This is a genomic window from Acuticoccus kandeliae, from assembly GCF_003073115.1.
In genome coordinates this window covers 1,285,907-1,311,198 of the sequence record NZ_QBBV01000001.1, presented here as the reverse complement: position 1 = coordinate 1,311,198, position 25,292 = coordinate 1,285,907, and the positions used below count along the sequence as shown (strand labels likewise).

28 protein-coding genes are annotated in these 25,292 nt (G+C 67.2%); 9 read left to right on the top strand and 19 right to left on the bottom strand.

What is annotated here, in order from left to right:
• Positions 1–9: 9 nt before the first annotated feature.
• The 12 genes from DBV35_RS06030 to rplU form a co-directional block, all read right to left on the bottom strand.
• On the bottom strand, positions 10–480 hold the full coding sequence (locus DBV35_RS06030; protein WP_245943853.1) for a helix-turn-helix domain-containing protein: 471 nt from the start codon (positions 478–480) through the stop codon (positions 10–12).
• A gap of 1,248 nt (positions 481–1,728) precedes the next feature.
• Complete coding sequence (locus tag DBV35_RS06025) at positions 1,729–2,094, bottom strand: DUF423 domain-containing protein (protein WP_108659293.1); 366 nt, start codon at positions 2,092–2,094, stop codon at positions 1,729–1,731.
• A 290-nt stretch (positions 2,095–2,384) separates the two neighbouring features.
• Positions 2,385–3,725, bottom strand: a complete 1,341-nt coding sequence (locus DBV35_RS06020; RefSeq protein WP_108659292.1) for a S41 family peptidase — start codon at positions 3,723–3,725, stop codon at positions 2,385–2,387.
• Entirely contained in the window at positions 3,722–4,990 is a 1,269-nt protein-coding gene (locus tag DBV35_RS06015) for a murein hydrolase activator EnvC family protein (protein WP_157961595.1), read from the bottom strand. The genes DBV35_RS06020 and DBV35_RS06015 overlap by 4 nt, the downstream gene beginning before the upstream one ends.
• A gap of 44 nt (positions 4,991–5,034) precedes the next feature.
• Positions 5,035–5,544 (bottom strand): 23S rRNA (pseudouridine(1915)-N(3))-methyltransferase RlmH, encoded by a 510-nt coding sequence (locus DBV35_RS06010; protein WP_205648482.1) that lies wholly within the window; start codon positions 5,542–5,544, stop codon positions 5,035–5,037.
• Positions 5,502–5,903: a ribosome silencing factor gene (rsfS, locus tag DBV35_RS06005; protein WP_108659290.1), complete on the bottom strand. Its 402-nt coding sequence runs from the start codon at positions 5,901–5,903 to the stop codon at positions 5,502–5,504. Before rsfS ends, DBV35_RS06010 begins: the two co-directional genes overlap by 43 nt.
• Before the next feature lie 110 nt (positions 5,904–6,013).
• Positions 6,014–6,661 (bottom strand): nicotinate-nucleotide adenylyltransferase, encoded by a 648-nt coding sequence (locus DBV35_RS06000; protein WP_245943852.1) that lies wholly within the window; start codon positions 6,659–6,661, stop codon positions 6,014–6,016.
• On the bottom strand, positions 6,658–7,941 hold the full coding sequence (locus tag DBV35_RS05995) for a glutamate-5-semialdehyde dehydrogenase (protein WP_108659289.1): 1,284 nt from the start codon (positions 7,939–7,941) through the stop codon (positions 6,658–6,660). Before DBV35_RS05995 ends, DBV35_RS06000 begins: the two co-directional genes overlap by 4 nt.
• Positions 7,938–9,101, bottom strand: a complete 1,164-nt coding sequence (gene proB, locus DBV35_RS05990; RefSeq protein WP_108659288.1) for a glutamate 5-kinase — start codon at positions 9,099–9,101, stop codon at positions 7,938–7,940. The genes DBV35_RS05995 and proB overlap by 4 nt, the downstream gene beginning before the upstream one ends.
• The gene (gene obgE, locus DBV35_RS05985) at positions 9,089–10,129 is read right to left on the bottom strand and encodes a GTPase ObgE (protein WP_108659287.1); all 1,041 of its coding nucleotides are present in this window, start codon (positions 10,127–10,129) and stop codon (positions 9,089–9,091) included. Before obgE ends, proB begins: the two co-directional genes overlap by 13 nt.
• A gap of 355 nt (positions 10,130–10,484) precedes the next feature.
• Complete coding sequence (gene rpmA, locus DBV35_RS05980) at positions 10,485–10,772, bottom strand: 50S ribosomal protein L27 (protein ID WP_108659286.1); 288 nt, start codon at positions 10,770–10,772, stop codon at positions 10,485–10,487.
• 22 nt (positions 10,773–10,794) lie between these two features.
• Positions 10,795–11,112, bottom strand: coding sequence for a 50S ribosomal protein L21 (gene rplU, locus DBV35_RS05975; protein WP_108659285.1), 318 nt, complete (start codon positions 11,110–11,112; stop codon positions 10,795–10,797).
• 281 nt (positions 11,113–11,393) lie between these two features.
• On the opposite strand from rplU, the gene DBV35_RS05970 reads away from it, so the two are divergent.
• From DBV35_RS05970 to DBV35_RS05950, 5 genes are all read left to right on the top strand, one after another.
• A complete protein-coding gene (locus DBV35_RS05970; protein WP_108659284.1) occupies positions 11,394–12,164 on the top strand; it encodes a transporter substrate-binding domain-containing protein in 771 nt (256 codons plus the stop codon).
• A gap of 79 nt (positions 12,165–12,243) precedes the next feature.
• On the top strand, positions 12,244–12,954 hold the full coding sequence (locus DBV35_RS05965) for an ABC transporter permease (RefSeq protein WP_108659283.1): 711 nt from the start codon (positions 12,244–12,246) through the stop codon (positions 12,952–12,954).
• On the top strand, positions 12,951–13,697 hold the full coding sequence (locus DBV35_RS05960) for an ABC transporter permease (protein WP_108659282.1): 747 nt from the start codon (positions 12,951–12,953) through the stop codon (positions 13,695–13,697). The genes DBV35_RS05965 and DBV35_RS05960 overlap by 4 nt, the downstream gene beginning before the upstream one ends.
• Positions 13,694–14,836 (top strand): trans-sulfuration enzyme family protein, encoded by a 1,143-nt coding sequence (locus DBV35_RS05955; protein ID WP_108659281.1) that lies wholly within the window; start codon positions 13,694–13,696, stop codon positions 14,834–14,836. The genes DBV35_RS05960 and DBV35_RS05955 overlap by 4 nt, the downstream gene beginning before the upstream one ends.
• Before the next feature lie 98 nt (positions 14,837–14,934).
• Positions 14,935–15,804, top strand: coding sequence for an NAD(P)-dependent oxidoreductase (locus DBV35_RS05950; RefSeq protein WP_108659280.1), 870 nt, complete (start codon positions 14,935–14,937; stop codon positions 15,802–15,804).
• A gap of 68 nt (positions 15,805–15,872) precedes the next feature.
• Here the strand turns inward: DBV35_RS05950 and DBV35_RS05945 are convergent, their stop codons facing one another.
• Both DBV35_RS05945 and DBV35_RS05940 read right to left on the bottom strand, forming a co-directional pair.
• The gene (locus tag DBV35_RS05945) at positions 15,873–16,271 is read right to left on the bottom strand and encodes a (R)-mandelonitrile lyase (RefSeq protein WP_108659279.1); all 399 of its coding nucleotides are present in this window, start codon (positions 16,269–16,271) and stop codon (positions 15,873–15,875) included.
• A gap of 123 nt (positions 16,272–16,394) precedes the next feature.
• Positions 16,395–16,814 carry an NADH:ubiquinone oxidoreductase subunit NDUFA12 gene (locus DBV35_RS05940; protein WP_108659278.1) on the bottom strand — a complete coding sequence of 140 codons (420 nt, stop codon included), beginning with the start codon at positions 16,812–16,814 and terminating at the stop codon, positions 16,395–16,397.
• 239 nt (positions 16,815–17,053) lie between these two features.
• Between DBV35_RS05940 and DBV35_RS05935 the strand changes: the two genes are divergently transcribed.
• On the top strand, positions 17,054–17,815 hold the full coding sequence (locus DBV35_RS05935) for a DUF502 domain-containing protein (protein WP_108659277.1): 762 nt from the start codon (positions 17,054–17,056) through the stop codon (positions 17,813–17,815).
• A gap of 4 nt (positions 17,816–17,819) precedes the next feature.
• On the opposite strand, the gene DBV35_RS05930 is transcribed toward DBV35_RS05935, so the two are convergent.
• The 4 genes from DBV35_RS05930 to DBV35_RS05915 all read right to left on the bottom strand — a co-directional run bounded on the left by DBV35_RS05930 (position 17,820) and on the right by DBV35_RS05915 (position 20,177).
• On the bottom strand, positions 17,820–18,515 hold the full coding sequence (locus DBV35_RS05930) for an anti-sigma factor (RefSeq protein WP_157961594.1): 696 nt from the start codon (positions 18,513–18,515) through the stop codon (positions 17,820–17,822).
• Positions 18,512–19,051 carry a sigma-70 family RNA polymerase sigma factor gene (locus DBV35_RS05925; protein ID WP_108659275.1) on the bottom strand — a complete coding sequence of 180 codons (540 nt, stop codon included), beginning with the start codon at positions 19,049–19,051 and terminating at the stop codon, positions 18,512–18,514. The genes DBV35_RS05930 and DBV35_RS05925 overlap by 4 nt, the downstream gene beginning before the upstream one ends.
• Before the next feature lie 277 nt (positions 19,052–19,328).
• Positions 19,329–19,727 (bottom strand): helix-turn-helix domain-containing protein, encoded by a 399-nt coding sequence (locus tag DBV35_RS05920; protein ID WP_108659274.1) that lies wholly within the window; start codon positions 19,725–19,727, stop codon positions 19,329–19,331.
• Positions 19,728–19,925: 198 nt separating this feature from the next.
• Entirely contained in the window at positions 19,926–20,177 is a 252-nt protein-coding gene (locus DBV35_RS05915; protein WP_108659273.1) for a hypothetical protein, read from the bottom strand.
• Positions 20,178–20,613: 436 nt separating this feature from the next.
• Between DBV35_RS05915 and DBV35_RS05910 the strand changes: the two genes are divergently transcribed.
• Positions 20,614–22,476 carry a bacterial transcriptional activator domain-containing protein gene (locus DBV35_RS05910; protein ID WP_157961593.1) on the top strand — a complete coding sequence of 621 codons (1,863 nt, stop codon included), beginning with the start codon at positions 20,614–20,616 and terminating at the stop codon, positions 22,474–22,476.
• 37 nt (positions 22,477–22,513) lie between these two features.
• Here DBV35_RS05910 and DBV35_RS05905 read toward each other — a convergent pair whose 3' ends face one another.
• Positions 22,514–22,915, bottom strand: coding sequence for a hypothetical protein (locus tag DBV35_RS05905; RefSeq protein ID WP_205648481.1), 402 nt, complete (start codon positions 22,913–22,915; stop codon positions 22,514–22,516).
• Between DBV35_RS05905 and DBV35_RS05900 the strand changes: the two genes are divergently transcribed.
• Positions 22,908–24,179, top strand: coding sequence for a YcaO-like family protein (locus DBV35_RS05900; RefSeq protein WP_108659270.1), 1,272 nt, complete (start codon positions 22,908–22,910; stop codon positions 24,177–24,179). The genes DBV35_RS05905 and DBV35_RS05900 overlap by 8 nt on opposite strands.
• Positions 24,180–24,345: 166 nt before the next feature.
• Positions 24,346–25,200 carry a hypothetical protein gene (locus DBV35_RS05895; protein ID WP_108659269.1) on the top strand — a complete coding sequence of 285 codons (855 nt, stop codon included), beginning with the start codon at positions 24,346–24,348 and terminating at the stop codon, positions 25,198–25,200.
• Positions 25,201–25,292 lie beyond the last annotated feature (92 nt).

Below are 25,292 nucleotides of genomic sequence, written 5' to 3'. Positions count from 1 at the left end.
GAGACCGATTTACGCGGTCTCGTCGGGGCGCGTGCTCGCGGCCGTCTCGGCGATCGCCTCGATGATGCCGATCGCCTTCTGCTTCAGGTGCGGGTCACCGATATTGGCGAAGGCCCGCACGAGGCGGACGGTCGCCGGATCGCTGAGCGCCTGGGCGAGCGGGGAGGCATCGCTGTTGCGCGGCAGCGCGGTGTCCGACGCGCCTTCGAAGAAGTAGGTGATCGGCGCCTGGAGCACGAGAGCGATCTGGTGCAGCCGGCTGGCACCGATGCGGTTCGTTCCGCGCTCGTACTTTTGAACTTGTTGAAATGTAATTCCGAGTTGATCGGCGAGCTTTTCTTGACTTAGTCCAAGTTCAAGCCGCCGCAGGCGAACGCGGGATCCAACATGACTGTCAACCGAGTTGGCAGAGCGCTGGTTCGGTACGTTTTCGGGTCGCGACTCCGGCATAGTGTTCCGCTCAGTCGACGTGTTGGTCATTCTCGATTATCCTCACTGGCTCCATCTCGAACCTCTTTCGTCGAACAGAAAGTTCGAAGGAATTGGATGTGACGGATTCACTCTCGCACACACGAACTCATCGCAGATTCTATCGAAGCCAATTAAAGCAACCAAGCGTTACTTTGGCATTGGGTGCGCACAATGTCGAGTTAACCGACTCAGGCTGCCGAAACAAACCAAAGCCGTTTTGCGCCTCGAACACCCGCATCCCAACAAGGGCTCCGTCATACCAAATGTGTTCTATTTGGTATATGCAATTAAACTCCACGTCGTAGTTGCGCAACGCAAATGCGACATTGGTCCGCATTTTTCCGCAGCGCCGAGCCGATGCGTGCACCGCACACACGTTCATCCCAGGCCAAAAATGCGACCGGCCGTCATCCGATCATAAGGCACGGGATCGCACAACGCGAACGTTTGTGCGCTTAGTGATATGCCCCCATTCGCCTGGGAACGCTACCCCCAGCTACCAAAAGGCGCAGGCTAAGTTCTCCACAGCGCCAAACTCATCCCGAAAGAATGTGGACGGACGGGAAAAGCGATGCTATGCCCCCTCGCGTTGCCGCAGTAGCTCAGTGGTAGAGCGCACCCTTGGTAACGAAGATTGCCTCCCCCGCGGGAAACCGTGGGGTGCAAACCGCCCAAATTCGGGGAAAGCTTCCGGCTCCGGCCGTTGCCAATCCCGAGCCAAGCCCGCCACGCGGGACGGTGTAGAGACTAGACGGGCGGCGTCCCCCCTCCTTCGGGAGCGGACGAAGGGATAGTCCAGACCACGAACGCGCCAGCCGGCGCGGCGGCGAAAGCCGAGGTGGTAAGAAGGGTGAGGTCGGGAGTTCAATCCTCCCCTGCGGCACCATCTCCAGCCCCATGTCCGATGACGCGATGCCGCAACGCGGCAAAGTCACGCCGTGTGTCGCGCGCATGCACACGTTGCATCACAGATATGCAAAAATCCAATAAATTGACGCCTCAGCGCGTCTGAGAGCGGCCTATCGCGCTTTTCTGCAGCACTTTCGCGGAAGATCTCGGCAACCGATGTTCATCCGAACAAAGTTGTAAGACTTGTTGCCGGCAATACTACGCGCGAACCGCGAAACTTTTACAACTTCTCGCGGGCACCTCGGCAGGATCCCGACCGCGCCCCGGACACGAAAAGAGCGCCACGCGGAACCCGCGGGCGCTCTCGTTGCGCGTTCGCCTCGTGCGACGCGGACGCCGCGCGGCGTGTCAGATGCGGCGGGCCGCCGCCACGGCGAGCAGGAGCCAACCGATGATGAGGAGGCCCCCGCCCACCGGTGTCACGTAGGCGAGCTCCGGCGCCGCGCCGAGGGTCATCGCGAAGAGCGACCCGGAGAAGAGGAAGACGCCGAGACCGAAGGCCCAGGAGGCCGCCCCCAGAAGGATCGGCAGAACATGGGATTTCAGCGCGCCCATCGCGACCATCACGGCCGCGTGGATCGCCGTATAGAAGACCGCCGTCCTCAGCAGCTCGTTGCTCTCAACGGGCACGGCCCCGTCGAGGACGTGCGATCCGACAGCGCCCAATCCCACAGCAATGGCGCCATACAGCGCTCCGACCACCACAACCCGCATTGAGTAACCTCGTCTTTTTAGAGCCTCATCCGACGCCGGCACCGAGCCATGGGACGTATCCCTCGCGCCCACTTGCCGTCCGGCGTAGCAAGATCCGTGCGCATTGTCCGCCGAAGCGGCGATTCGCGGTAGAGGAACGTGGGGACAACGCCACAATTGCGATTTCCCGCCCCCCACGCTTGCGGCGGGCACGCAGATGGCGGGCACAAAAAAAGGTGGGCGCCAGGCCCACCTTCTTTCGTGTCGCCGCGTGAGCCGGCCCCGACATCATCGGGGCGCGGCCAGCGGGATCAGTTCGGCACGCCAGCGCTCGGGTCCGGCGGGAACACCTTGTTGACCTTGATGCCGCGCAGCAGCTCGAGGGCGTACTGGAGCTGCTCGTCCTGGTCACGCTCGCGCGGGACGTAGGCGAAGGAGCCGGCCCGCTCGCCCTCGGCCCCATCCTCGGAGGAGAGGTGGCCGCGGAGCGAAGCCTCGCCGCGCGCTTCGACCTTGCCGCGGAGCTCTTCCGGCAGCGGCTGTGCGACTTCGACGTCCGGGTCGATGCCCTTGGCCTGGATCGAGCGGCCTGCAGGGGTGTAGTAGCGCGCGGTCGTGAGGCGGATGGCGCCGTTGGAGCCGAGCGGGATGATCGTCTGCACGGAGCCCTTGCCGAAGGACTGGGTGCCGACAATGGTCGCGCGGCGGTGATCCTGCAGAGCACCCGCAACGATCTCCGACGCGGAGGCCGAGCCGCCATTGATCAGCACGATGACCGGCTTGCCGTTCGTGAGGTCGCCGGCGCGGGCGCTGTAGCGCTGCGTCTCGGCTTCTTCACGCCCGCGGGTCGAGACGATCTCGCCACGGTCGAGGAAGGCGTCGGACACCGAGATCGCCTGATCGAGCAGGCCGCCCGGATTGTTGCGCAGGTCGACCACGTAGCCCTTCACGGCATCTTCGCTGATGTCGTTCTGGATTTCGCGGAGCGCCTTGCGCAGGCCGTCGAACGTGCGCTCGTTGAACTGCGAGATGCGGATGTAGCCGACATCGTCGCCGATCTCTTCCCACTTCACCGACTGGATGCGGACGATGTCGCGGGTGATCGTGATGTCGATCGGCTCGGTGGAGCCTTCGCGCTGGACGGTGATCACGATGTCGGTGTTCACCGGGCCGCGCATCTTCTCGACCGCCTCGGCCAGCGAGAGGCCGGCGACCTCCTCGCCATCGAGGTGGGTGATGAGGTCGCCCGCGAGCACACCCGCCTCGAAGGCCGGGGTGTCGTCGATCGGGGTCACGACCTTGATATATTCGCCCTCCATCGTGACCTCGATGCCGAGGCCGCCGAATTCGCCGCGCGTCTGCACCTGCATGTCGCGGAAATCATCGGGGGGCATGTAGCTCGAGTGCGGGTCGAGCGAGGACAGCATCCCATTGATCGCGTTCGCGATCAGGTCTTTCTCATCAGGCGCCTCGACATAGTCGCCCTTCACTCGCTCGAACACATCGCCAAAGAGGTTCAACTGGCGATAGGTGTCCGACGATGAGGCCGCGTTCGCACTCATCGGAAGCAATGCGCCCGGGTCTGCGAAAGCGATCACCGTGGCCGCACCAAACGCCGCGCCGGTCAACACCAAACCAATCCGACGGATCATCCACCTGTCCTTCCAACTTCGACTGCCGTCTCTTCGCGCCACCAGCCGTGACTATCGATCGCCGAGCCGTCTTTGCGCAACTCAACATATAGTGCGGGTCTTGCTTGAAGAAGTGCCGACCCCTTGGCACCGGCCGACGCAATTGTTGACCGGCGGCTCGATCGCCCCATTCGCCCGACGGGAGCCCCCGTTTCGACGAGGTCTCCTGGTGCGACCGCTGCTTCTTCCAGCCCTGCCAACACCATATGGTAGCCGTCCCCAGCGTCCATGATCAAGACGTGGCCGTAGCCACGAAATGGTGAAGAAAAGAGCACAGTCGCCGGCATCGGCGAGAAAACTGTGGACTGCGGGAGCGCGGCGATCGTGACGCCCTCCGACAGCGCTCCGCTCTGGGTTGGTTCGCCATATCGGGAAACGATTCGTCCCGCAACAGGGGTCGCGAGACTCCCCCGCCGGGTCGAGAAGCCCTCGCGCGGTGGCGCGCTTTTGGGCGCCCCCTCCTCCGTGAGGCGGGCGAGGAGCCCGGACACGCTCCCCTCCTCCTCGGCAAGCCGCGTGAGGTCCGCGGCGGCCCGGTCGCGCTCATAAAGAGAGATCGCGCGGCGCCGCTCCAGCTCCTCGCCGAGCTCGACGAGACGCTGGCGCTCCTCCTCGACGGTCGAGAGGTCGCGGCGCAGCTCCGCCCAGCGGTCGCGCTCATCGTCGGCAAGGCGCGCCGCCTCCGAAAGCGTCTCGGCGAGGGCGCGCGCGTCGGCGTCAAGCGAGGGCAGCACCTCGTTCAGCAAAATCGCCCCGCGCACCGTGGGGATCGGCCCGCCCGTGTCGCCGAAAAGAGCCGGGGGCGGGCGCCGTCCGATGCGCTGGAGGGCCATCAGAATGGTCGCGAGCTCGGCCCGCTTCTGCGCGAGCTCATGGCGGATCGAGGCCTGGCGGTCGGTCAGCGCCTCGAGCGCCTCCTCCTCCCCCGCGATCCGCTGCTCGAGCGTCGCGACGCGGCCCCCGACCTCCTCCTGGCGCTGGCGCAGCTTCGCCTCGTCGCCGGCAAGGTCGACGAGCGCATCGCCCAGCGACTTCGCCCGCGCCTCGGTCGCGCTCGTCTGCTCGCGCAGCCGGTCGAGCCGGTTCAGAAGCTGCTGGCGCTCGCGCGCGATGGCGCTCGCCTCGCTCTCGCCCGCCGCCTGCGCGGCCGGGACCGCGGGAGCGGTCTGGGCGACGGCCGGCATCGACGCCGCGACCGCCGTCGCGGCGAGGAAAGCTCCGCACAAGGAATGGCGCCGGATGGCCCGCATCGCTTCAGCCCACAAACCGGTCAGGCACGATGGTACGGATGACCGAGACGGATCGTCACAGCCCGGTAGATCTGCTCCAGCAGGATGGCGCGCGCGAGGAGATGGGGCAAGGTGATCGCGCCGAGCGAGACGAGATGATCTGCCGCAGCCCGCACCGGGTCCGACAGCCCGTCGGCACCGCCGATCGCGAACGTGATCGTCGGCTCGCCCCGGTCGAGCCATCCCTGGAGGCGGTCGGCGAACGCCATGCTCGACCAGCCCGCACCCGTCTCGTCGAGGGCGACGAGACGCCCGGCCGGTCGCTGGCCGAGGATCCGCTCCCCCTCGATGGCGGCGCGCGTCGGCCCTTGCGCGTCCGGCAGCTCCCTCACCTCGACGGAAGAGAGGCCGATCGGCCGGCCGGATTTCGACGCGCGCTCCAGATAGCGCGCGCACAGCTCACGTTCCGGCCCCTTCGACGCCTTGCCGACGGCAAGGACGAGGATGTTCAGACGACGAGCTCCACGTGGGAGGAGCTTTCCATCTGCCACATCTTCTCCAGATTGTAGAAGGAGCGGACTTCCGGCCGAAAGACGTGGATAATCACGTCCCCGGTGTCGATGAGGACCCAATCGCAGCTATTGAGGCCCTCGACCCGCACGGATTTGGCTCCGCCGGATTTCAGGTCACGCAACAGGTGTTCTGCGATAGAGCCCACGTGGCGGTGCGATCGGCCCGAGGCGACCACCATATGGTCGGCGATCGGCGTCTTGCCGGTCACATCAATGGCGACGATGTCCTCCGCCTTTGAATCTTCGAGGCTTTCGAGGACGACGGCGAGGGGCACGGCGTCGTCGCCGTTCACCTCACTGTGAGACGTCTGAACCGTCCCATCGGACGTCAATGCCATGTGTGCGCGGGTTCCTTTCATAGACTGCGCTCAGGCGAACCCCGTCGAATCGGAGGCCGCCTAATCAAAAAGATAAGTTCCTGTCCATGTCGCTTTCAAGACTTGGCGCATCAATGCGCACTTTTCGCCCGTAAAAGCGTCGATGAATTGGGGTCGAGGGGGACATGGAGATAGACCCATGCCGGCGGCTTTGCGCGGGCCAGCGCCCGCGCACGTGACTCAGGAATGCGCGCGTACGCGTAGGCGGACGGCGCGGGAGCGGCGAGGACCGAGGGCGAGGCGCCCGGCCGGTCGACCACCGCGACGGGCACCTGGCGCACGATGTCGCGCCATTTCAGCCAGCGGTTCAGCTGGGCGAGGTTGTCGGCCCCCATCAGCCAGATGAAGTGGACCGCCGGATAGCGGCGCTTGAGGTACGCGATGGCGTCGGCCGTGTAGCGCGTGCCGATCGTCGCCTCGCAGGCGGTGACGACCATGCGCGGATGGTCGGCGAAGCGCCGCGTCGCGGCGATCCGCTCCGCCAAGGGGGCGAGATTGTCGTTCGCCTTCAGCGGATTGCCGGGCGTGACCATCCACCAGACCTGGTCGACGCCGAGCCGCGTGAGGCCCGCGAGCGCGACATTGCGGTGCCCGCTGTGCGGCGGGTTGAAGGAGCCGCCGAAGAGCGCGATCGACTGGCCAGGCGCGGCCGGGGGCACGCGCAGATCGCTGGGGTCAAGGACGAAGCGCGGGAAGGCGCCCGGATGGCAATCGTTCACGGCCGTGTCTGACCTTGTCCGTGCACGCAATATTTGAACGTCGTGAGCTGCTCGAGCCCCACGGGTCCGCGTGCGTGGAAGCGGCCCGTCGCGATGCCGATCTCGGCGCCCATGCCGAACTCGCCGCCATCGGCGAACTGTGTCGAGGCGTTGTGGAGCACGATGGCCGAATCCACCTCGTCGAGGAAGCGCATCGCGGTCGGCTCGTCATTGGTGACGATCGCCTCGGTGTGATGCGAGGAGTAGCGCGCGATATGGTCGAGCGCGCCCTCGATCCCGTCCACCACCGCGACCGAGAGGATCGGCGCGAGATATTCGGTGGCGAAGTCGGTCTCGGTCGCCGGATGCATCGGGGTGATCACCCGCGCCTCCGCGTCGCCGCGCAATTCGCAGCCCGCATCCGCGAGCGCGGTCGCGATGGCCGGGAGGTGGCTGTCGGCGATCGCCGCGTCGATGAGGAGCGTCTCGGCCGCGCCGCAGATCCCGGTGCGCCGCATCTTGGCGTTCAGCACCACCGCGACGGCCATCGCCCGGTCGGCGTGGCGGTCGACATAGACGTGGCAGAGCCCTTCGAGGTGCGCGAAGACCGGCACGCGCGCCTCCTTCTCCACCCGCTCCACCAGGCTGCGCCCGCCGCGCGGGACGATCACGTCGATCCCGCCCGAGGCGCCGGCGAGCATCGCGCCCACCGCGCCCCGGTCCTGGGTCGGGACGAGCTGGATCGCGTCGACCGGGAGGTCCACGCTTGCGAGCCCTTGGCGCAGCGCGTCGGCGATCGCGGTCGCGGTGCGGGCCGTGTCGGACCCGGAGCGCAGGATGATCGCGTTCCCGGACATCAGCGCGAGCGAGGAGGCGTCGGCGGTGACGTTGGGCCGGCTCTCATAGATGACGCCGATGACGCCGAGCGGTGTCGCGACGCGCTCGATGAGGAGGCCGTTCGGCCGCTCCCACGAGGCGAGCACCCGGCCGACGGGGTCGGGAAGCGCGGCGACGGCCTCGACCGCGGCGGCGACCCCTTCGAGCCGGTCGGCATCGAGCCTGGCGCGGTCATAGAAGGCGCTGCCCGGCTCCATCGCGGCGAGGTCGGCCTCGTTCGCCGCCATGATCTCGGCCGACGACGCGCGGATGGCGGCGGCCATCGCGGTCAATCCGGCCCGCTTCGCCTCCGTCGACGCGCGCGCGAGGGCGCGCTGTGCGAGGCGCGCGCGGCGGCCGAGCTCGGCGACCACGGCGACGGGATCGTCCGTCGGTCCGCGGGAAAGGGGCAAGATGGCGCTCACAAAGCCTCCGGTGGCGCGATGTTCAGCGCCATGTCGTCACGATGGACCATCGTGGCACGCGCCCGCGCGCCGATCCTTTCGGCAATAGTTTTCGTTTTCTGCCCAGCAATCAAGCGGGCGTCGGCCGCATCGTAGGCAACAAGGCCGCGCCCGACCTCCTGCCCCTCCGGACCGACGAGGCGCACGGCGTCGCCGCGCGCAAACTCGCCGTCGACACGGGTCACGCCCGCCGGCAAAAGGCTGCGCCCACCGACGACGGCCGCCACCGCCCCGGCATCGAGCCACAGCGCGCCGGTGACCTGGAGCGAGCCGGAGATCCAGATCTTGCGCGCCGTTTCGGGATCGCTGCGCGGGTGGAACCAGGTCGCCCGGCCGCCCTCGTCGATCGCCTTCAGCGGGTGGTCGACGTGCCCGGAGGCGATCGCCATTGCGACGCCCGCAGAGGTCGCGATCCGCGCCGCGTCGATCTTCGTCTTCATGCCGCCGCGCGACAGCGCCGACCCGGCATCGCCCGCCATTGCCCAAATCTCGGGCGTGAGGTGGGTGACCTCGGGGATGAAGGTCGCGTTCGGGTCCTGCGCCGGCGGCGCGGTGTAGAGGCCGTCGACGTCGGAGAGGAGGACGAGGCAGTCGGCCGAGATCATCGCCGCGACGCGCGCAGCGAGCCGGTCATTGTCGCCGTAGCGGATCTCGGAGGTCGCGATCGTGTCGTTCTCGTTGATGACGGGGACGACGCGGGCGCGCAGAAGCTCGGCGATGGTGGAGCGGGCGTTGAGGTAGGCGCGCCGCTCCTCGGTGTCGCGCAGCGTGAGGAGGACCTGCGCGGCGCGCACATTCTCCGCGCCGAGCGCCGCCGACCATTCCGCCGCGAGCGCGATCTGCCCGACCGCGGCCGCGGCCTGGCTCTCTTCGAGCCGCAACGGCCGCCGGCCATAGCCGATCGGCGTGCGGCCGAGCGCGATCGCGCCGGAGGAGACGACGACCACGTCGGCGTTGGCGTGGAGCTTCGCAAGGTCGGCGCACAGCGTCGCGAGCCAGCGGCGCCGCACCTCCCCGTCCCGCCCCACGATCAGCGCCGAGCCGAGCTTGACGACGATCCGCCGCGCCGACGACACGCGACCCGTGGTCGCGTGGGCGGCGGCCTCGCTCAGGGTTGCCATGGTTTTTCCTTGGTGGCGGCGGCCGCCTCTCCAGCGCGGTTGGCGCGCACATAGTCGGCGATGATGCGCAGGATCTCGGTCATGCCGCGTCCGGTCGCAGCGGAGATGGTGTGGACCTGTCGGCCGGTCGCCTCGGCGAGCATGGCCTTCTTCTCCTCGACCTCGTCCGCATCGGGCACGGCGTCGATCTTGGAGAGGGCGAGGATGCGCGGCTTCTCGTCGAGACCCTCGCCATAAAGGGCGAGCTCGGTGTCGACCGTCACATAGTCGTTGACGACGTCATCGCTCGTCGCATCGACGAGGTGAAGGAGGACAGCGCAGCGCTCGATATGGCCGAGGAAGCGGTCGCCGATGCCGACGCCCTCGCTCGCGCCTTCGATGAGGCCCGGAATGTCGGCGATCACGAGGCGCCGCGTGTCGATTTCGGCGATCCCCAGATGGGGGTGCAGCGTCGTGAACGGGTAGTCGGCGACCTTCGGCTTCGCGGCGGAGACGGCAGAGAGGAACGTGCTCTTGCCGGCATTTGGCAGCCCCACGAGCCCTGCGTCCGCGATCAGCTTCAGGCGGAGCCAGATGCCCAACTCTTCGCCCTTCTGGCCGGGATTGGCGTGGCGCGGTGCCTGGTTGATCGACGACTTGAAGCGCAGATTGCCGAAGCCGCCATTGCCGCCCTTCAGAAGCCGCACGCGCTGGCCGGCCGCCGTGAGGTCGGCGATCTCGCGGTCCTTCTCCTCGGACAGGACGACGGTGCCGACGGGCACCTTGAGGACGACATCGTCCCCGCTCGCCCCGGTCTTGTTGCGCCCGGCGCCGCCGATGCCGTGCCCGGCGCGGAAATGCTGCTGGTAGCGGAAGTCGATGAGCGTGTTCAGCCCCTCGACGGCCTCGACCCACACGTCGCCGCCACGGCCGCCATCGCCGCCGTCCGGTCCACCCTGCTCGATGAACTTCTCGCGCCGGAACGAGACGGCGCCTGGCCCGCCATTGCCCGAGCGGACATAGACCTTAGCCTGGTCGAGGAATTTCATGGCCGACGCCTCACGACTTCGCCGCTCCGCAGGTGGCCGCCGCCGTGTCCGCGCGCGGCGCGGCCGATGCGCTCCGGAACGCTGCCGGTCATAACCGAAAGGCCCCGGTAGCGGAACGCCACCGAGGCTCGGTCGCCACGAATTCCGGCACGCCGCAACGCCGAACGGAGGACCGTGCGGCCGGCGCGATCACCGGCGGAGCCGAAGCACCGATAAGAAAAAATATGGAAAGGGCTCGTCACCCCGGCCGCACGGCGGCCGCCGGGGGCGTTCGCACGGTCCGCGACCGTGGCTTCGAGCCGTCGTCCGGCGCTGGCCCTGACGGGTGCGCCGGAAATCGCGTGCGCTGTCGCGCTTACTCCGCCGCCATCGGCAACGGGTCGCTCTCCGGGGTCGCCGGATTGACCGTCACGTAGGTGCGGCCGAGCTTCTTGCGGAACGCCACGTGGCCGGGGACGAGCGCGAACAGGGTGTGATCCTTGCCCATGCCCACATTGTCGCCGGGGTGCCAACGCGTGCCGCGCTGACGCACGATGATGTTGCCGGCCTCGACAGCCTCGCCACCGAACTTCTTGAAGCCGAGACGACGACCAGCGGTATCGCGACCGTTGCGGGAGGAACCGCCTGCCTTTTTATGTGCCATGCTCTCTACTCCTCCGTCAGTGTCACGCGGACGCTTCGATGCCGGTGATGCGGACCAGCGTCAGGGGCTGACGGTGGCCGTTGCGACGCCGCGAATTCTGCCGGCGGCGCTTCTTGAAAATGATGACCTTCTTGGCGCGGACCTGATCGACGATCTCGGCCTTCACGGTGGCGCCGGCCACGGTGGGGGTCCCGATCGTCGCCGAGTCACCCTCGCCGACCATCAACACGTCTTCAAACACAATGGCGTCGCCCGCCGCACCCGCGACGGTCTCCACCTTCAATTCATCGCCGGCGGCAACCTTGTACTGCTTGCCACCCGTCTTGATTACCGCGAACATCCTCGCCTCGTCGTCGCATGCGCCTGCCTCTCAACGTCGATGCGAATCACGTGTCACCACGCTTGTTGCAACGACAAGCGCGCCGGCCGTGCCGACGCGCTTCGGGCAGCGGTTCTTAATCCTGAGCGCTGGGAGTTACGAGCGCGGACCCCGGAAGTCAAGCACCATCCGACAAAACGTCCGCTTTCGGGCGAAGGCCAGGCTTGCGCGCGGCGCGACGCTTGCATAGGGCCCCCGAACCGTGAAGATGCCAACTGGAAGAGCAGGAGAGGAGTGGTTCCATGAACCGCATCATTATCGCAGCAGCGCTGGCTATCGTGACGATGCTGCCCGCCCATGCGCAGGAAAAGATGAAGCTTCGCATCGGGACGGAGGGAGCCTATCCCCCGTTCAACTATTTCGACTCGGCGGGCAATCTCGTCGGGTTCGATATCGATATCGCGAATGCGCTCTGCGAAGAGATGAACGCCGAATGCACGTTTGTGACGCAGGATTGGGATGGCATCATCCCCGCGCTCCTCGCCAACAAGTTCGACGCGATCATCGCGTCCATGTCGATGACGCCCGCTCGCGACGAGATCGTCGACTTCACCAACAAGTACTACAACACCCCGCCGGCCATCGCCGTGCCGAAGGATTCTCCTCTCACCGACGCCTCGCCTGAATCGATGGCCGACATCATCCTCGGCGCCCAGTCGTCCACAACGCACGCGAACTACGCCGAGAAGATCTACCCGGACACCGAGCTGCGCCGCTACGGCACGCCCGAAGAGTACAAGCTCGACCTGAAGTCGGGCCGCATCGACGCGGCGATCGACGATTCGGTCGTGCTCTCCTCCTGGATCGATTCGGAGGACGGGGCCTGCTGCAAGATCCTCGCGACCCTCAAGAATGACGACGAGATCCACGGCCCCGGCGCCGGCATCGCCGTGCGCGAGGAGGACACCGAGCTGAAGGAAAAGCTCAACGCCGCCATCGCCGCCATCCGCGCGAACGGCAAGTACAAAGAGATCAACGACAAGCACTTCGCGTTCGACGTCTACGGCGATTGATGCGCTTGCGCGGGGCGGACGATGAGACCGCCCCGCGATCCCACTTCCTTTCCTGACCTCTCCACGCGAAAGCCCGCTCATGGATGACAGCCTGATCGGACTGCTCCGCTTCGGGCCGGACGGATGGGGCGACGAGCTCGCCGCGGGGCTCCGCATCACCCTCCTCCTGGCCTTCACCACGGCGCCGGTCGCCCTCCTCGCCGGCTTCACCCTCGCGCTGATGCGCCGCTCCGGCGACCGGCGCTTCAAGATCCCGGCGACCGTGTTCGCCACGATCTTCAAGGGCCTGCCCGAGCTCATCACGCTCTTCATCGTCTATTACGGCCTGTCGATGGCGATCTCCTGGGTCCTCTCCTTCGTGACCGAGGTCCACATCGAGATCTCCGCCTTCCTCGCGGGCGTCATGGCGCTCGGCGCAGTCCAGGCCTCGTTCGCCTCCGAAGTGTTCATGGGCGCGCTGAACGGCATCAACAAAGGGCAGGTGGAGGCGGCGGAGGCGCTGGGGCTCGGCCGCTGGGCGATCCTGCGCAAGATCCTGATCCCGCAGGTGCTGCGCCTCGCCCTCCCCGGCCTCGGCAATCTCTGGCTCGTCCTCCTGAAGGACACCGCTCTCGTCTCGGTGATCGCGCTGCCCGACCTCCTGCGCCGCACCTTCATCGCCGTCGGCAGCACGAAGGAGCCGTTCTTCTTCTTCGCCGTGGCGATCGGGATCTACTTTGTCATCTCGATGATCTCGATGGCCGTCCTGGCGCTCCTCGAAGCGCGCTACAGCCGAGGATACGCCCGATGATCACGGACTATTTGCCGCCCCTCCTCGCCCGCTATGGCGACGACCTCCTCGACGGCTTCTTCGTCACGCTGCAGCTCGTCTTCTGGTCGGTCGGGCTCGGCATCATCGTCGGCAGCCTGATCTGCTGGGCGCGGATGTCGAAGAGCTGGGGGCTGCGCTCCTTCGCGTGGTTCTACATCGCCCTCTTCCGCGGCACGCCGCTCCTCGCCCAGCTCTTCCTCATCTATTACGGTCTCGGCCAGTTCGCGAGCTTCTGGCGCGCGCTCGGCCTCTGGTCCTTCCTGCGCGACCCGTTCAATTGCTGCCTCCTCGCCTTCACGCTGAACACCGCGGCCTATCAGGCGGAGATCTTCCGCGGCGCGGTCCAGGCGATCCCGAAGGGGCAGTGGGAGGGGGCGGCGGCGCTCGGCATCGGCAAGCGCATCGCCTTCTATCGCGTCGTGCTGCCGCAGGCGGCGCTCCTCGCGCTGCGCCCCTTCGGCAACGAGATCATCCTCATGATCAAGGGCTCGGCCGTCGCCTCGGTCGTGACCGTCTACGACCTCCTCGGCGAGACCCGCCTCGCCTATTCCGACACCTTCCGTTTCGACGTCTATTTCTATGCGGCCGCGCTTTACCTTATGCTGGTGGAGACGCTGCGCCGGGTCTGGGACGTGCTCGAACGGCGCCTCACGCGTCATCTCGATCCGAAACGCAAGGAAAAGGCGCCCGACCCCGCGGGTCAGCCCGTCATGAGCACATGAGCAACTGGCAGCGTGCCACGATCGCGGCCCAGGCCGCCGGACAGTCGAACCCTGAGACCGGCGGCATCGTCGGCCCGATCGACCTGTCGACCACATTCGCCCGCGACGCGAACTACGCGCTGCCGACCACCGACCTCTACCGGCGCGACCACAACGCGACGGTGCGCGAGGCCGAGGCGGTCATCGCCGCGCTCGAGGGCGGCGGCGACGCGACCGCGCGCCTCTACGCCTCGGGCATCGCCGCGCTCGCGGCGCTGATGCGCGGGGCGAAGGGGCCGATCGTCGTCCAGCGCGGCACCTATTACGGCACCGGCTCGCTCGCGACGCGCCTTGCCGGCGAGGGCATTCCCGTCGGCTGGTTCGATCCGAACGATTTGGCGAGCCTCGAGACCGCGTGCGCCACCTGCCGCCCCCGCCTCGTCATCATCGAGACGCCGTCGAACCCGTGGCTCGACGTCGTGCCGATCGCGGACGCGGCGGCGATCGCCCACCGGGCCGGCGCCGTCCTCGCGGTCGATTCCACCGCGGCGACGCCGATCCTGACCCGCCCGCTGGAGCATGGCGCCGACATCGTCGTCCACTCCGCCACCAAGGGGCTGAACGGCCATTCGGATGTTCTGGCCGGCGTCCTCGTCGGCGGCGGCGAGCGGAGGGAGGTGTTCGAGATGGCGGCCGCGGCGCGCTCGGCCGAAGGCGCGACGCTCAGCCCCTTCGACGCCTATCTCCTGACGCGCGGGATGCGCACGCTGCACCTGCGCGTCGCCGCCCAGTGCCGCTCGGCCCTCCACATCGCCCACGTCCTCGCCGCGCACCCGAAGATCACCCGCGTGCGCTATCCGGGCCTTCCCGATCATCCCGGCCACAACGTCGCCGCCGCGCAGATGGACGGCGGCTTCGGCGGCCTCCTCTCCTTCGAGGTGAAGGGCGGCGCGGAGGAGGCGCTGCGCGTCGCGGGCTGGCTGACGCTCGTGAAGCGCGCGACCTCGCTCGGCGGGGTGGAGACGCTCATCGAGCACCGCCATTCGATCGAGCCGCCCTCGACCGGGATGCCCCCCGCCCTCCTGCGCCTCTCGGTCGGCATTGAGGCGGTGGAGGACATCGTCGCCGACCTCGAGCAGGCGCTCGCCGCCCTCCCCTAAAGGCGCCCCCGCGCGCCATCCCCCGCATCCTTCGCCGCGACCGCCTGACAAGCGCGCTCTGGCGGGCTAACACGTCCCCACAATGAGAGGAGCAGACGATGGCAAACGTCGCATTTCTGGGTCTTGGCGTCATGGGCTACCCGATGGCCGGCCACCTCAAGAAGGGCGGGCACACGGTGACCGTCTTCAACCGCACCGCGGCCAAGGCCGAGAAGTGGGCCGCCGAGCACGGCGGGTCCTTCAAGGCGACCCCGCGCGAGGCCGCCGAGGGCCAGGACTTCGTGTTCTGCTGCGTCGGCAATGACGACGACCTGCGCGAGGTCACGATCGGCGAGACGGGCGCGTTCAAGGGCATGAAGCCGGGCGCGGTGTTCGTCGACAACACGACCGCGTCGGCCGAGGTCGCGCGCGAGCTCGGCGCGGCGGCCGCCGCGGCCGGCTTCGAGTTTCTGGACGCCCCGGTCTCCGGCGGCCAGGCCGGCGCCGAGAACGGGCAGCTCACCGTCATGGTCGGCGGCAAGTCGGACGTCTTCGACCGCGCCAAGCCCGTCATCGACTGCTACGCCAAGATGGTCGGCCTCATGGGTGAGACGGGCGCGGGCCAGCTCACCAAGATGGCGAACCAGACCTGCATCGCCGGCCTCGTCCAGGGCCTCGCCGAGGCGATCCATTTCTGCAAGTCGGCCGGGCTCGACGTCGAGAAGGTGATCAGCGTGATCTCCAAGGGCGCCGCGCAGTCCTGGCAGATGGAGAACCGCTGGAAGACGATGGACGCGGACGAGTACGCGTTCGGCTTCGCGGTGGACTGGATGCGCAAGGACCTCGCGATCGTCCTCGCCGAGGCGCGGCGCAACGGCTCGCGGATGCCCGTCACCGCCCTCGTCGACCAGTTCTATGGCGACGTGCAGAAGATGGGCGGCGGACGCTACGACACGTCGAGCCTCCTGATGCGCCTGCAGGACAAGTAAGGCCTCACGCCAAATGCAAAACGCCGCCCACGGGGCGGCGTTTTCGTTTCTGCGGAGGGCTTCGGCGGTTACTTGCCGAGATATTGCTCGTCGGTCACCGGCTCCAGCCAGGTGACGTGGTCGCTGCCTTCGCGCTCGTGGATCGCGATGTGGGACATCATCACCGTGTCCGTCGCGCCGTGCCAGTGCTTCTCTCCGGGCGGGATCCAGATCGTGTCGCCGGGGCGGATCTCGATCTTCTCCTGGCCCTCGGTCTGGAACCAGCCGAGCCCGCTCGTGACGAGCAGCGTCTGGCCGAGCGGGTGATGGTGCCAATTGGTGCGCGCGCCGGGCAGGAACGTCACCATCGCGGCGCCGACGCGGGCCGGATCCTCGGCCCGGATGATCGGGATCTGCCAGACGGTGCCGGTGAAACTCTGGGGCGACGCCTTGACGGACGGGACTTCGCCGCTGCGGACAATCTTCATGATGGCACGTCTCCTCGTGTTGGCCCTCTCTGCGCGCCTCCGGGCGGAGGCGTGGCGCGGGGCCGAAGTCGAGCCGTCCGCCGGATCAGGCGCCGATGGCGCGGCCGGCGGCGGCGCGCGTCTCTATTCGGGTGACCAGGCGTCGTAGCCGGCGGAGATCTTCGCCTCGGGATCGGGGCGCAGGATCGAGCCGAGCGGGCGGTGGGCCTGCGGGGTGCCGGTCAGGTTCGGCTGGTGCGGCTTCTGCCATTCTTTCGGGCGGTAGGTGTCGTTCACCGGCGCCACGTCGCGCAGGTGATGCATCCACCCGTACCAGCCGGGCGGGATCATGGTGGAATCGGCCACGCCCTTGTAGATGACCCAGCGCCTCTCGAACCCGAGGACGGGGTCGATCTTGCCGTCTTTGCTGCGGAAATAGCGGTTGCCGTACTCGTCTTCCCCGACGAATTCACCGCGCAGCCACGTGGTGAACGACGTCCCGAAGGTGGTGCCCTGCCACCACGAGAAGACCTGGATGAAGCGGTCGCGGAAAGTCTGTGCCATGGCCAAAACCCGTAGTCACTCGGCCATCGGAAGTAAAGCAATTCGGCCCGCTCGGCCATGCCCATGGACAGCGCGATTTCAGCCCGGCGCCGGCGATCCCCAGCGGCGCGCCGCAGCCGCCCCAAAATGCGCAAATCCGCGCGAAACAGGCGGGAAAAGTCGGCCTTCGGCTTGCCTTTCGCGAGCATCCCCCGATTCTCGGGGGCGCCTGACCGACAGACGCGAAGGACCAGGATGCCATGTCGACGACACCCCCGCCGGAGAAGCGGAGCTGGCTGCGGCCGCTGATCGCGATCATCCGGCCGATGATCACCGGCCTCCTCGCCGTCCTGCCGATCATCCTGACCTTCATGCTGATCGGCTGGGTCGCGGACTATGTGCGCTACTATCTCGGCCCCGACAGCACGATCGGCGCCCTCCTCGCGAGCGTCGGCGCCGTCCTCAACGAAAATTTCGCCTACGTCATCGGCGCGGCGATCGCCCTTGCCGGCCTCTACGTGATCGGCCTCGTCGTCCAGTCGCGCCTCCGGAACATCTGGAACACATTCTTCAACGAGACGGTGGGGCGCATCCCCCTCGTCGGCACGATCTACAAGACGATCACCCGTTTCGTGCAGCTCCTGGAGCGGCGCGACGATGTGGACGTGAAATCGATGAGCCCGGTCTGGTGCTTCTTCTCGGACGAGCGGCGCACCGCCGTCCTCGGCCTGATGCCCTCAGACGAGCCGGTGGAGATCGAGGGGCACGTCTATCGCATCGTGATGGTGCCGACGGCGCCCGTCCCCTTCGGCGGCGGCCTCTTCTTCCTGCCGCAGGAGTGGGTGCGCCCGGCCGCCTTCGGCGTCGAGGGGCTCACCAACATCTATGTCTCAATGGGGGTGACGGCACCGGACTATATGGGCGCCATCCGCAAGGCCAAGAAGGGACCGGCCCAGGTGATCCAGCCGGAGGGCAAGCCGCCTGTGCTCGTCCCCCCGATCGCCGACCACGACGTCCCCTGACGGATCAGATGTAGGACAGCGGTCCGGAGGCGACGAGCGGGCCGGTCGGCGCGCCCGTCGGCGAGCCGCCCACCGGCTCCAGCGTGATGCGCAGCTCCGACCCCGGCGCGAACTGCAGGTCGGCCTCGCGGGTGAGGTGCATCTCGCCGGACGCTTCCTCCGGCATCAGCCCCAGCGACAGCGGCGGGCCGCCGGCCGGCACGATCCACAATTCCTGGCTCCCGTTGCCGGTGAGCGGGCGCGCCGCCTCCGCGACGAGCGTCCCGTCCTCGCGCAGTCGCGCGAGCGTGACCGAGCCGTTCTCGTAGATGATCGCGGCGACCCATTGGGGCTGCGGCTCGACCACCAGCTCCGGCCGCAGCGCGATGGTGGCGATCGCGCCAAGCGCGATGAGAGCCACGACGCTCGCGAGGGAGAAGGAGCGGCGCCAGAAGCTGATGGCGCGCTTGTCGGCCCGGCGCTCCTCGACCTCCTTGCCGAAGATCCGCCGCTCCACCTCGCGCAGGACGCGCGGCCCGAGCGGGCGCGGCTTCACCGCCTCGGCGAGCGGGAGGAGCTGATCCTCCCAGGCCCAGACCTTGGTGGCCAGCTCGCGATCGTCGAGAAGCGCGGCCTCGAACGCGCGGCGGGCGTCTTCGTCGAGAAGGCCGAGCGCATATTCGAGCGCCTGGATGTCGTCGCTGTCCTCAGCCATGCTCATTGGGAAAGACATCCTCGCAACATCGAGAGCGCCCGTCTCATTCGACTTTTCACCGTGCCGAGGGGCGTGCCGTCCCTCTCCGCCAATGCGGCGTAGGTCACGCCGCCAAAATACGCGATGCGCACGAGCCGCGCATCCTGATCCTCGAGCGACTTGATGCAGGCGATCAGCCGCTTCGCCTCGGACGAGGCCATCGCCCGCTCGTCGGGCCGCATCGCGTTGTCGGCGACCTTCTCGGCAAGCTCCAGCGCGGCGACGGGGGTCTTCCTGGCGCGCAATTTGTCGATCGCGAGATTGCGCGCGATGGCGATCATCCAGGTCATCGCGCGGGCGCGAGATGCCGAAAAACGCTCCGCGTAGCGCCAGATTTTGACATAGGCGTCCTGCACGACGTCCTCGGCCTCGGCCCGGTCATGGAGGATGCGCACGCACACCGCGAAGAGCCGCCCGCTCGATCGCTCATAGAGGCGGCGGAAGGCGCGGCGGTCGCCGAGCGCCGTCTTGGCGAGGAGGTCTTCGAGGTCGGCCTCGGCCATCAATGTCTCCGCCCGTCAGCGTTCGCGCGTCGGCATGGATAGCGGCGCGTGATGCGTGAGACAATTGCACGGGGCCCATTCACGGAAAAAAGTCGTGCGGTGGGCGGGGATTGACGCTGCGAGGAAGGTCGCCCGAGGTGTCGCGAACGTCCCGCGCGCGGGGAACGTGGGCGCGGGGCCCGGCGTGAGGGCAGCGGGCAATAGGAACCGCGTCTCAACAGGCGGCACACTGCGGTCCGGCACGCCCGCGCGCATCACGACGGCGGGGCGGTGCGTCTCAGGCGACGCGACGGCCCCGCATGGCGGAGACCAGCAGCTTCACGACCGCCTCCTGCTCGCTCGCCCCGGCATGGCGGAAGAGATCCGCGATGGCGCCGGGATGGGCGCGCCAGTCATTCGGGGCGGGCCGCGCGGGGCGGTCGCACGGTGTTTCGCGCACCAGGTCCTCGAGCGCGACGTCGAGGGCATCGGCGATCGCCTTCAGGCGGACGATCGAGATGTTGCCCTTCCCGTATTCGAGCTCGGCGAGGAAACGCTCGGATATTCCGCTGCGCTCCGACAGCACCCGCCGGGAGATGCGGTTCATGTTGCGGCGCTGGCGCACGCGTTGCCCGACCGTCGCCAGGAACGCGTCGGCCGGCTCATGGGATGTCTCGAAAGTGGCCGAATGTGTCATAGCGGCTTACGACAATCTGTTTGCTGCCAGCGGCATTTAGGCATCTCGGCTTCGCGAGATAAACCTGCCCTCTTCCAATCCGACGAGCACCGATCCATCGAATCGGTCACGGCGAAGAGACCGCCAGCGACGTTGCACATCAGCGCTTCGGCCCCGCACACGGCGGAACGAGAGGCCGCAAGAGGGCCCGAGGCGTCGTTAAGCGACAAAATGTCGCATCTCGGTCGGCCAACGCAGGATGTCCGGATCGTGTTCAAAATCCGGCGAGGCCGCGGCAGATCTGCCGTTCAGCGCCAAAAGTGCGGCGGAAAGAAGCTCAGAGCACAATCCCTCGCCTGCCCGCTCGGCTTCGGAGCGCGCATACGCGATGAGGCGGCCGAGGACTTCTCGGTCGCCCATATCAAGGGATTCCATCCTAATGAAACGCAGGTCGGCAATCGGGGCCGTCATATATTCCTCGATCCGTGCGGGAACGATGAGTGACAGCCCAGCAATAATGTGTCAGCGTGATTTCATCGTGAAATGTAGACCTGATGTAGGATCGCGGGCCACACTCAACTCGGCCAATGCGCCCTCACGCTACAACCACGCGTAAATTTCTATCCCGTTGACGGCAGAATATGCGAAAGAGAGTTTGACCACGTCACGGAGTGGAGGGTGCCTTGTGACGACCGGCCGCAATGATCTGCAGGTCAAGCTGCTTGGTGCGCCATGCATTATGGTGAACGGGCGGGGCCTGGAGTTCCCGACGCGTAAGGCGGCAGCGTTGTGCATTTTTCTGGCGGCTCATGCGAACCGCCGGATCGAGCGCGCGCGCCTGAGCGGCTTGCTCTGGAGCAATTCGGAGACAGAACTTGCGCGCGCGTCGCTGCGCAAGGCTTTGTCCATGCTCACGGCGATGTCGACCGCCAAGCCCCTTCTGGGCAAGGACCGGGCGCACGTCTGGTTCGCGGGCGATCCCGCCCAGTCGGACCTCGCCCTCTTCAATCACTGCCTCAACACCGGCACCGAACGCGCCTATCGCGAGGCGCTCGCCCTTTGGCGCGGCGACCCGCTGCACGGGCTCGAGCTCGGCGATCCGTCCTTCGACGAATGGGTCTCCACTTTCCGTTCCGACATGGTCGGCGTCACCCACCGCCACCTGTCCGACCGGTTGAAGGACATGCGCGGCAAGGACGTGCCGCCCGGATTGGTCATCGCGCTCTGCGAACTCATCGTGCGCATCGAGCCGACCGATACCGAGGCGAACGAGACGCTCGTGCGCACGCTCGCCGTCCATGGCGACACCGCCGCCGCGACGAAGCGCTTCCGCAACTATGGCGCGGCGCTCGCCGAGCTCGACGTGAACGTGCCGCGCGCTCTCGCCGATTTCGTGAGCTCGCTCAGCGCGTCCCAGCCGGCGCCCACTCCGCAATCGTTCCCCCTCGCGCCAACGCTCCAGGCCCAGCCGCCGCAGCGCTCCGCCTGGGACGGTCCGCGCGACGTCTCCATCGAAGCGCATCGCGAACGGCCGACCGTCGCTCTCGTCCGCCCCAACGGCATGCGGCCGACGCCGGACCTCTTCTCGTTCGCCCACTCCGAGGTCATGTTCCAGCTCGCGCGCTTCCGCTCGATGCGCTGCTTCGAGCGCGACAAGGAGCCCGAGGCGGAGACGAGCGCGAGCCTCATCAGCCGGGTGAAGCTGAGCGACGCCGTCGACCACGATTATCGCCTGCTCCTGTGGGACGAGCCGGCGGCGAAGTCGATTTATCTGCGCTGCGTGAATGCGCGGCGGCAGGACACGGTCTCGTGCGTGCGTCTCGACTATGAGGCGCTCGCCGACCGCAACCAGGCCGAGGTCATGATCGCGTCCGCGGTCAACAGCCTCGAGCAGGACATCCTGAACGACAAGGGGGCGACGCGCGGGTCGGTCTTCGGCCGCTGGCTCGAAGCCTACAAGCTCCTCACCCAGTGGACCCACTCCTCCGACCGGCAGGCGCTCGCAATCCTCGAGGATCTCGCCGGCGACGAGCAGGGACGGCAGCTCAGCCTCGTCCACTCCTCGATCAGCTCGATCCTGATGATCCAGCGGCTCATGGTTCCGATCGGGACGACGAATGCGAACACCGGGCTCGACCGCGCGCGCGACTGCATCGATCACGCCCTTCGACTGGACGATCTCGAGCCGTTCAACCACGTGATTCTCGGCTGGCTGCGCGTTCAATCCAACGACCATGACCGTGCGCTGCTCGCGTTCGACGACGCGCTGGCGCTGAATCCCTATTCGAGTCGCACGCTCATCGCCGCCGCAGAGGCCAACGCCTATTGCGGTCAGATCGAGCGCGCACGGAGCCTCTCCAACCAGGCGCTGAACCTGGCCGGCCGCTACATTCCGCCTTGGTTCCACGGGTACCTGGCGAATATCGCGTACCTCGCGGGCGACCTCGAGCAATGCGTGACCCATCTTCGCCGTGCGCCGGAGAACGTCCACTCGTCCCTGCTCGCCATCGCGGCGCATCAGGAGCGCGGGGACCTGGTCTCCGCCTCAACCGCCCGAGTCTCGTTCGAGCGCGAAGTGCGCCGCAATCAACCGTTTGCGACGGTCGACGGTGACGCGCTTTCGCGCTGGATCGTCTGGTCGAACATGACGCGGGATCAGGCGACCCGACGGCGTCTGTTCAACTCTCTCGAGCTTGCCGGCGTCCAGGTGGGCAGCCCAACCGTCCAGGTGGGTGGCCCGACCGTCCAGGTGGGCGGCCCGACCATCTAGGTCCGGCCGCGCCACCAGGGGCTGATCGCGGGTCGGCTTAGCTCAGCGGGCGGTGGCAGCCGAGAACCGCCATCGTGCCCAGCATCTTCAGGTATTCGTGGTCGTTCGCGCGCAGACGCCCGGCGTCCACGACCTGCGGCAGAACCACATGCACCGTGTTGTCGTCGTCCTCGTGCAGGACGATGTTGAGGCCTTCGAGCTCGTCGGCGGACACGCCGGCGGACTGCAGGTAGGCGATCGGGTCATTGCGGAAGGCTTCGCGCTTCGCGGGGTCGTTGGCGGCTTCGCCGAACGCTTTGCCGATCTGCGGGATCGCCGAACGCTTCACACCGATACGAGCCATCTGCTTGCCCCTCAAATCGCGCTTAACCAAACCTTCAAGATGTTCAGACACATCAAAGGCATCGCAGTCGATCTTAGCTTCGTAGAACATGATCAAAGCCCCGCTTTATTCAATCGACGTCCGGATCTCGCCCGGCGGTGACGTAGAAGTACCACTGCATTTGGACGATGGGAAAGAGCTCCACTTGCGAATACTTCAAACTGTTATCCACAACTGCCCTGCCTACTTCTTCATCGCTTTTGCGGCGAATCAACCCGAAGACCCGGTCTGGATGACCGCATGGCGTGCGGCGGCGGGACGAGGCGTTTCCGGACAGGCGGCAAAATTTTCGGCCGTTTGCGAGGCGATTGAGCGCGCGAGTCTCTTCACGTCAGGGGACGAAGACACCCGCTTGACGCGAAATTATCCCGCGGTGGAGGACGCGGTGACACCTGAAGATCTCTGGCAATATAGTGCAGAACAGCTGCGCGAAATTCGTGCAAACATGCGGTTTACTGCACGTTATAATTGTGGAAAAGGAGTGGATGAGTTGTGGGTTAAAGCCCACCACCTCACCCGCGGCACCGCGGCCAGGCTGCCTGCAAGCAGCGTTTTGCTGGGGGAAGACGAGCGACTCGGCCTTCCCCCCATCTTTTCGTCATCGAGCGGCGCGGCTGTCCGCGATACGTTCGCAGGCGCCACGTCCCACGCCGTCCTCGAACTCGTGGAGCGGGACGCAGTTGCCATCTGGTGGTACAATCGGCTCACGCCGCCGCGGATCTCAGAGGCGGCGGTGAACAACGCACTCCCACAACCTCTCGCGCTTTGGTTGCGCCAACGCAAGCGTGTTGCGTGGCATCTCAGCATTGCAACCGACCTGCCGATACCCGCAATCGTCTGTCTGTCGGCTGAACCGGACGGTTCGGGACCCGCAATCGGGGCCGCCGCCGCGCTCGACCCGGCCGACGCGATCCGCTCCGCAACGCTCGAGATGCTCCAGGGCGAAATCGCTCTTGCCCAAATGGCTGCCGCGCAAGACTGGGACGAGCCACCGCCGATACCCTCCCTTCTCCAATGGTCGGCGGAGACGAATGCTCTGGCTAGTGGTTTTCTTTCCGGTGATGGAACTGCCGCGTTGGGTCCCGCCATCTCATTTGATGCGCTGAAGACCTTCTTCGACCGGGCCGGGATCGACATTTATATTGCGAACGTCACCCGGCCGGAACTGGGCGTGCCGGCGGCGAAGGCTGTCTCGCCTCACCTTCGCGACTGGCTCCCACGCTTCGGACCGGGCCGCCTCTATGACGTGCCGGTCGCACTCGGAATGCGCGAAATGGCGACTCCGGAGGCCGATCTCAACCCGGTCCCGTTCGTGATCTGACACGCGCGGGCGGCTCAGCACGCGCGATGCCGGGTCGCGCTGTTCAGGCGTCGCCGCCGGTGGTAGCGACACGCGTCCGGACGCGGGCCGGCCGCCGGCCGCGCACAAATCCAATCCGGCGCGGGCGCGCCGGCCCGACCCGTGCGGGCGCATATAGGAGAGTTGGATGACCCGACACATCATGCGCCTCGCAAGCGCCGCGATGGGTCTCGCCGCGACGATGCTCGTCGCCGCCTGCACCGGAGGCGACGATGGCGGCCCGCCGAGCCTCGTCGCCGCCAGCGGGTGCCGCACCGCCGCCGACCTCGGCGACCGGGACGACTCGCTCGCCGCTTTCGCAGGCACCTGCGCGCGCGAGACCACCTTCATCGAAGGCGGCGAGAGCTGGACCATCCAGACCTTCGACAGCGGCCGCTCCGGCCCCCTCTTCGTCCTCCCGCACGACGACGAGAACGCCGCGCTCCAGACCGCCGCCTACGCGCTCGGCCGCTATGGCGGGGCGGTGAGCGTGGTGGAGACCGGTGGGCGGCGCTTCAACGGACGCATCGACCCCAACCGCAATTTCGACGCCGGGTCGCTGAACTGCGGCAAGCCCGGCCGCAGCCCGCAATTCGTGAAGGCGATGCTCGCGCCCGGCGGCCGCCCCGTGATCGCCCTCCACACCAACGCGCGCGGCTCGGCCAAAAGCGGCGGGTCGGGCTCGATCTCGATCCGCGCGCCCTATGCCGGCGCCACCGCCTTCCCGGCGCCGAACGCCTCCGGCGGCCTTGCGAGCGAGGACGCGATGGTGATCCTCGCGAGCCGGGGCGGGCCGAATGACGGGCGCACCCGCCGCCTCACCGAGGCGCTGAACGCGGCCGGCGTCAACGTGCTCGTCGAGACAGTGGACCTTTCGAACACCGACTGCTCGCTCTCCCACTACGCCGTCGCGAACGGCCTCGCTTATGCCAATGTCGAGGCCGCGCACGGCGACGCGGCGACGCAAAAGGCGATCCTCGACATCCTCATCCCGAAGCTCTGACCCTCGCGGACGGGCCCGTCGTCCAATATCTAGCGTTGACAGCCCCGGCCCACCGCGCCAGCGTCCCCGAAATCTCGGGGTCGCGGCATGAT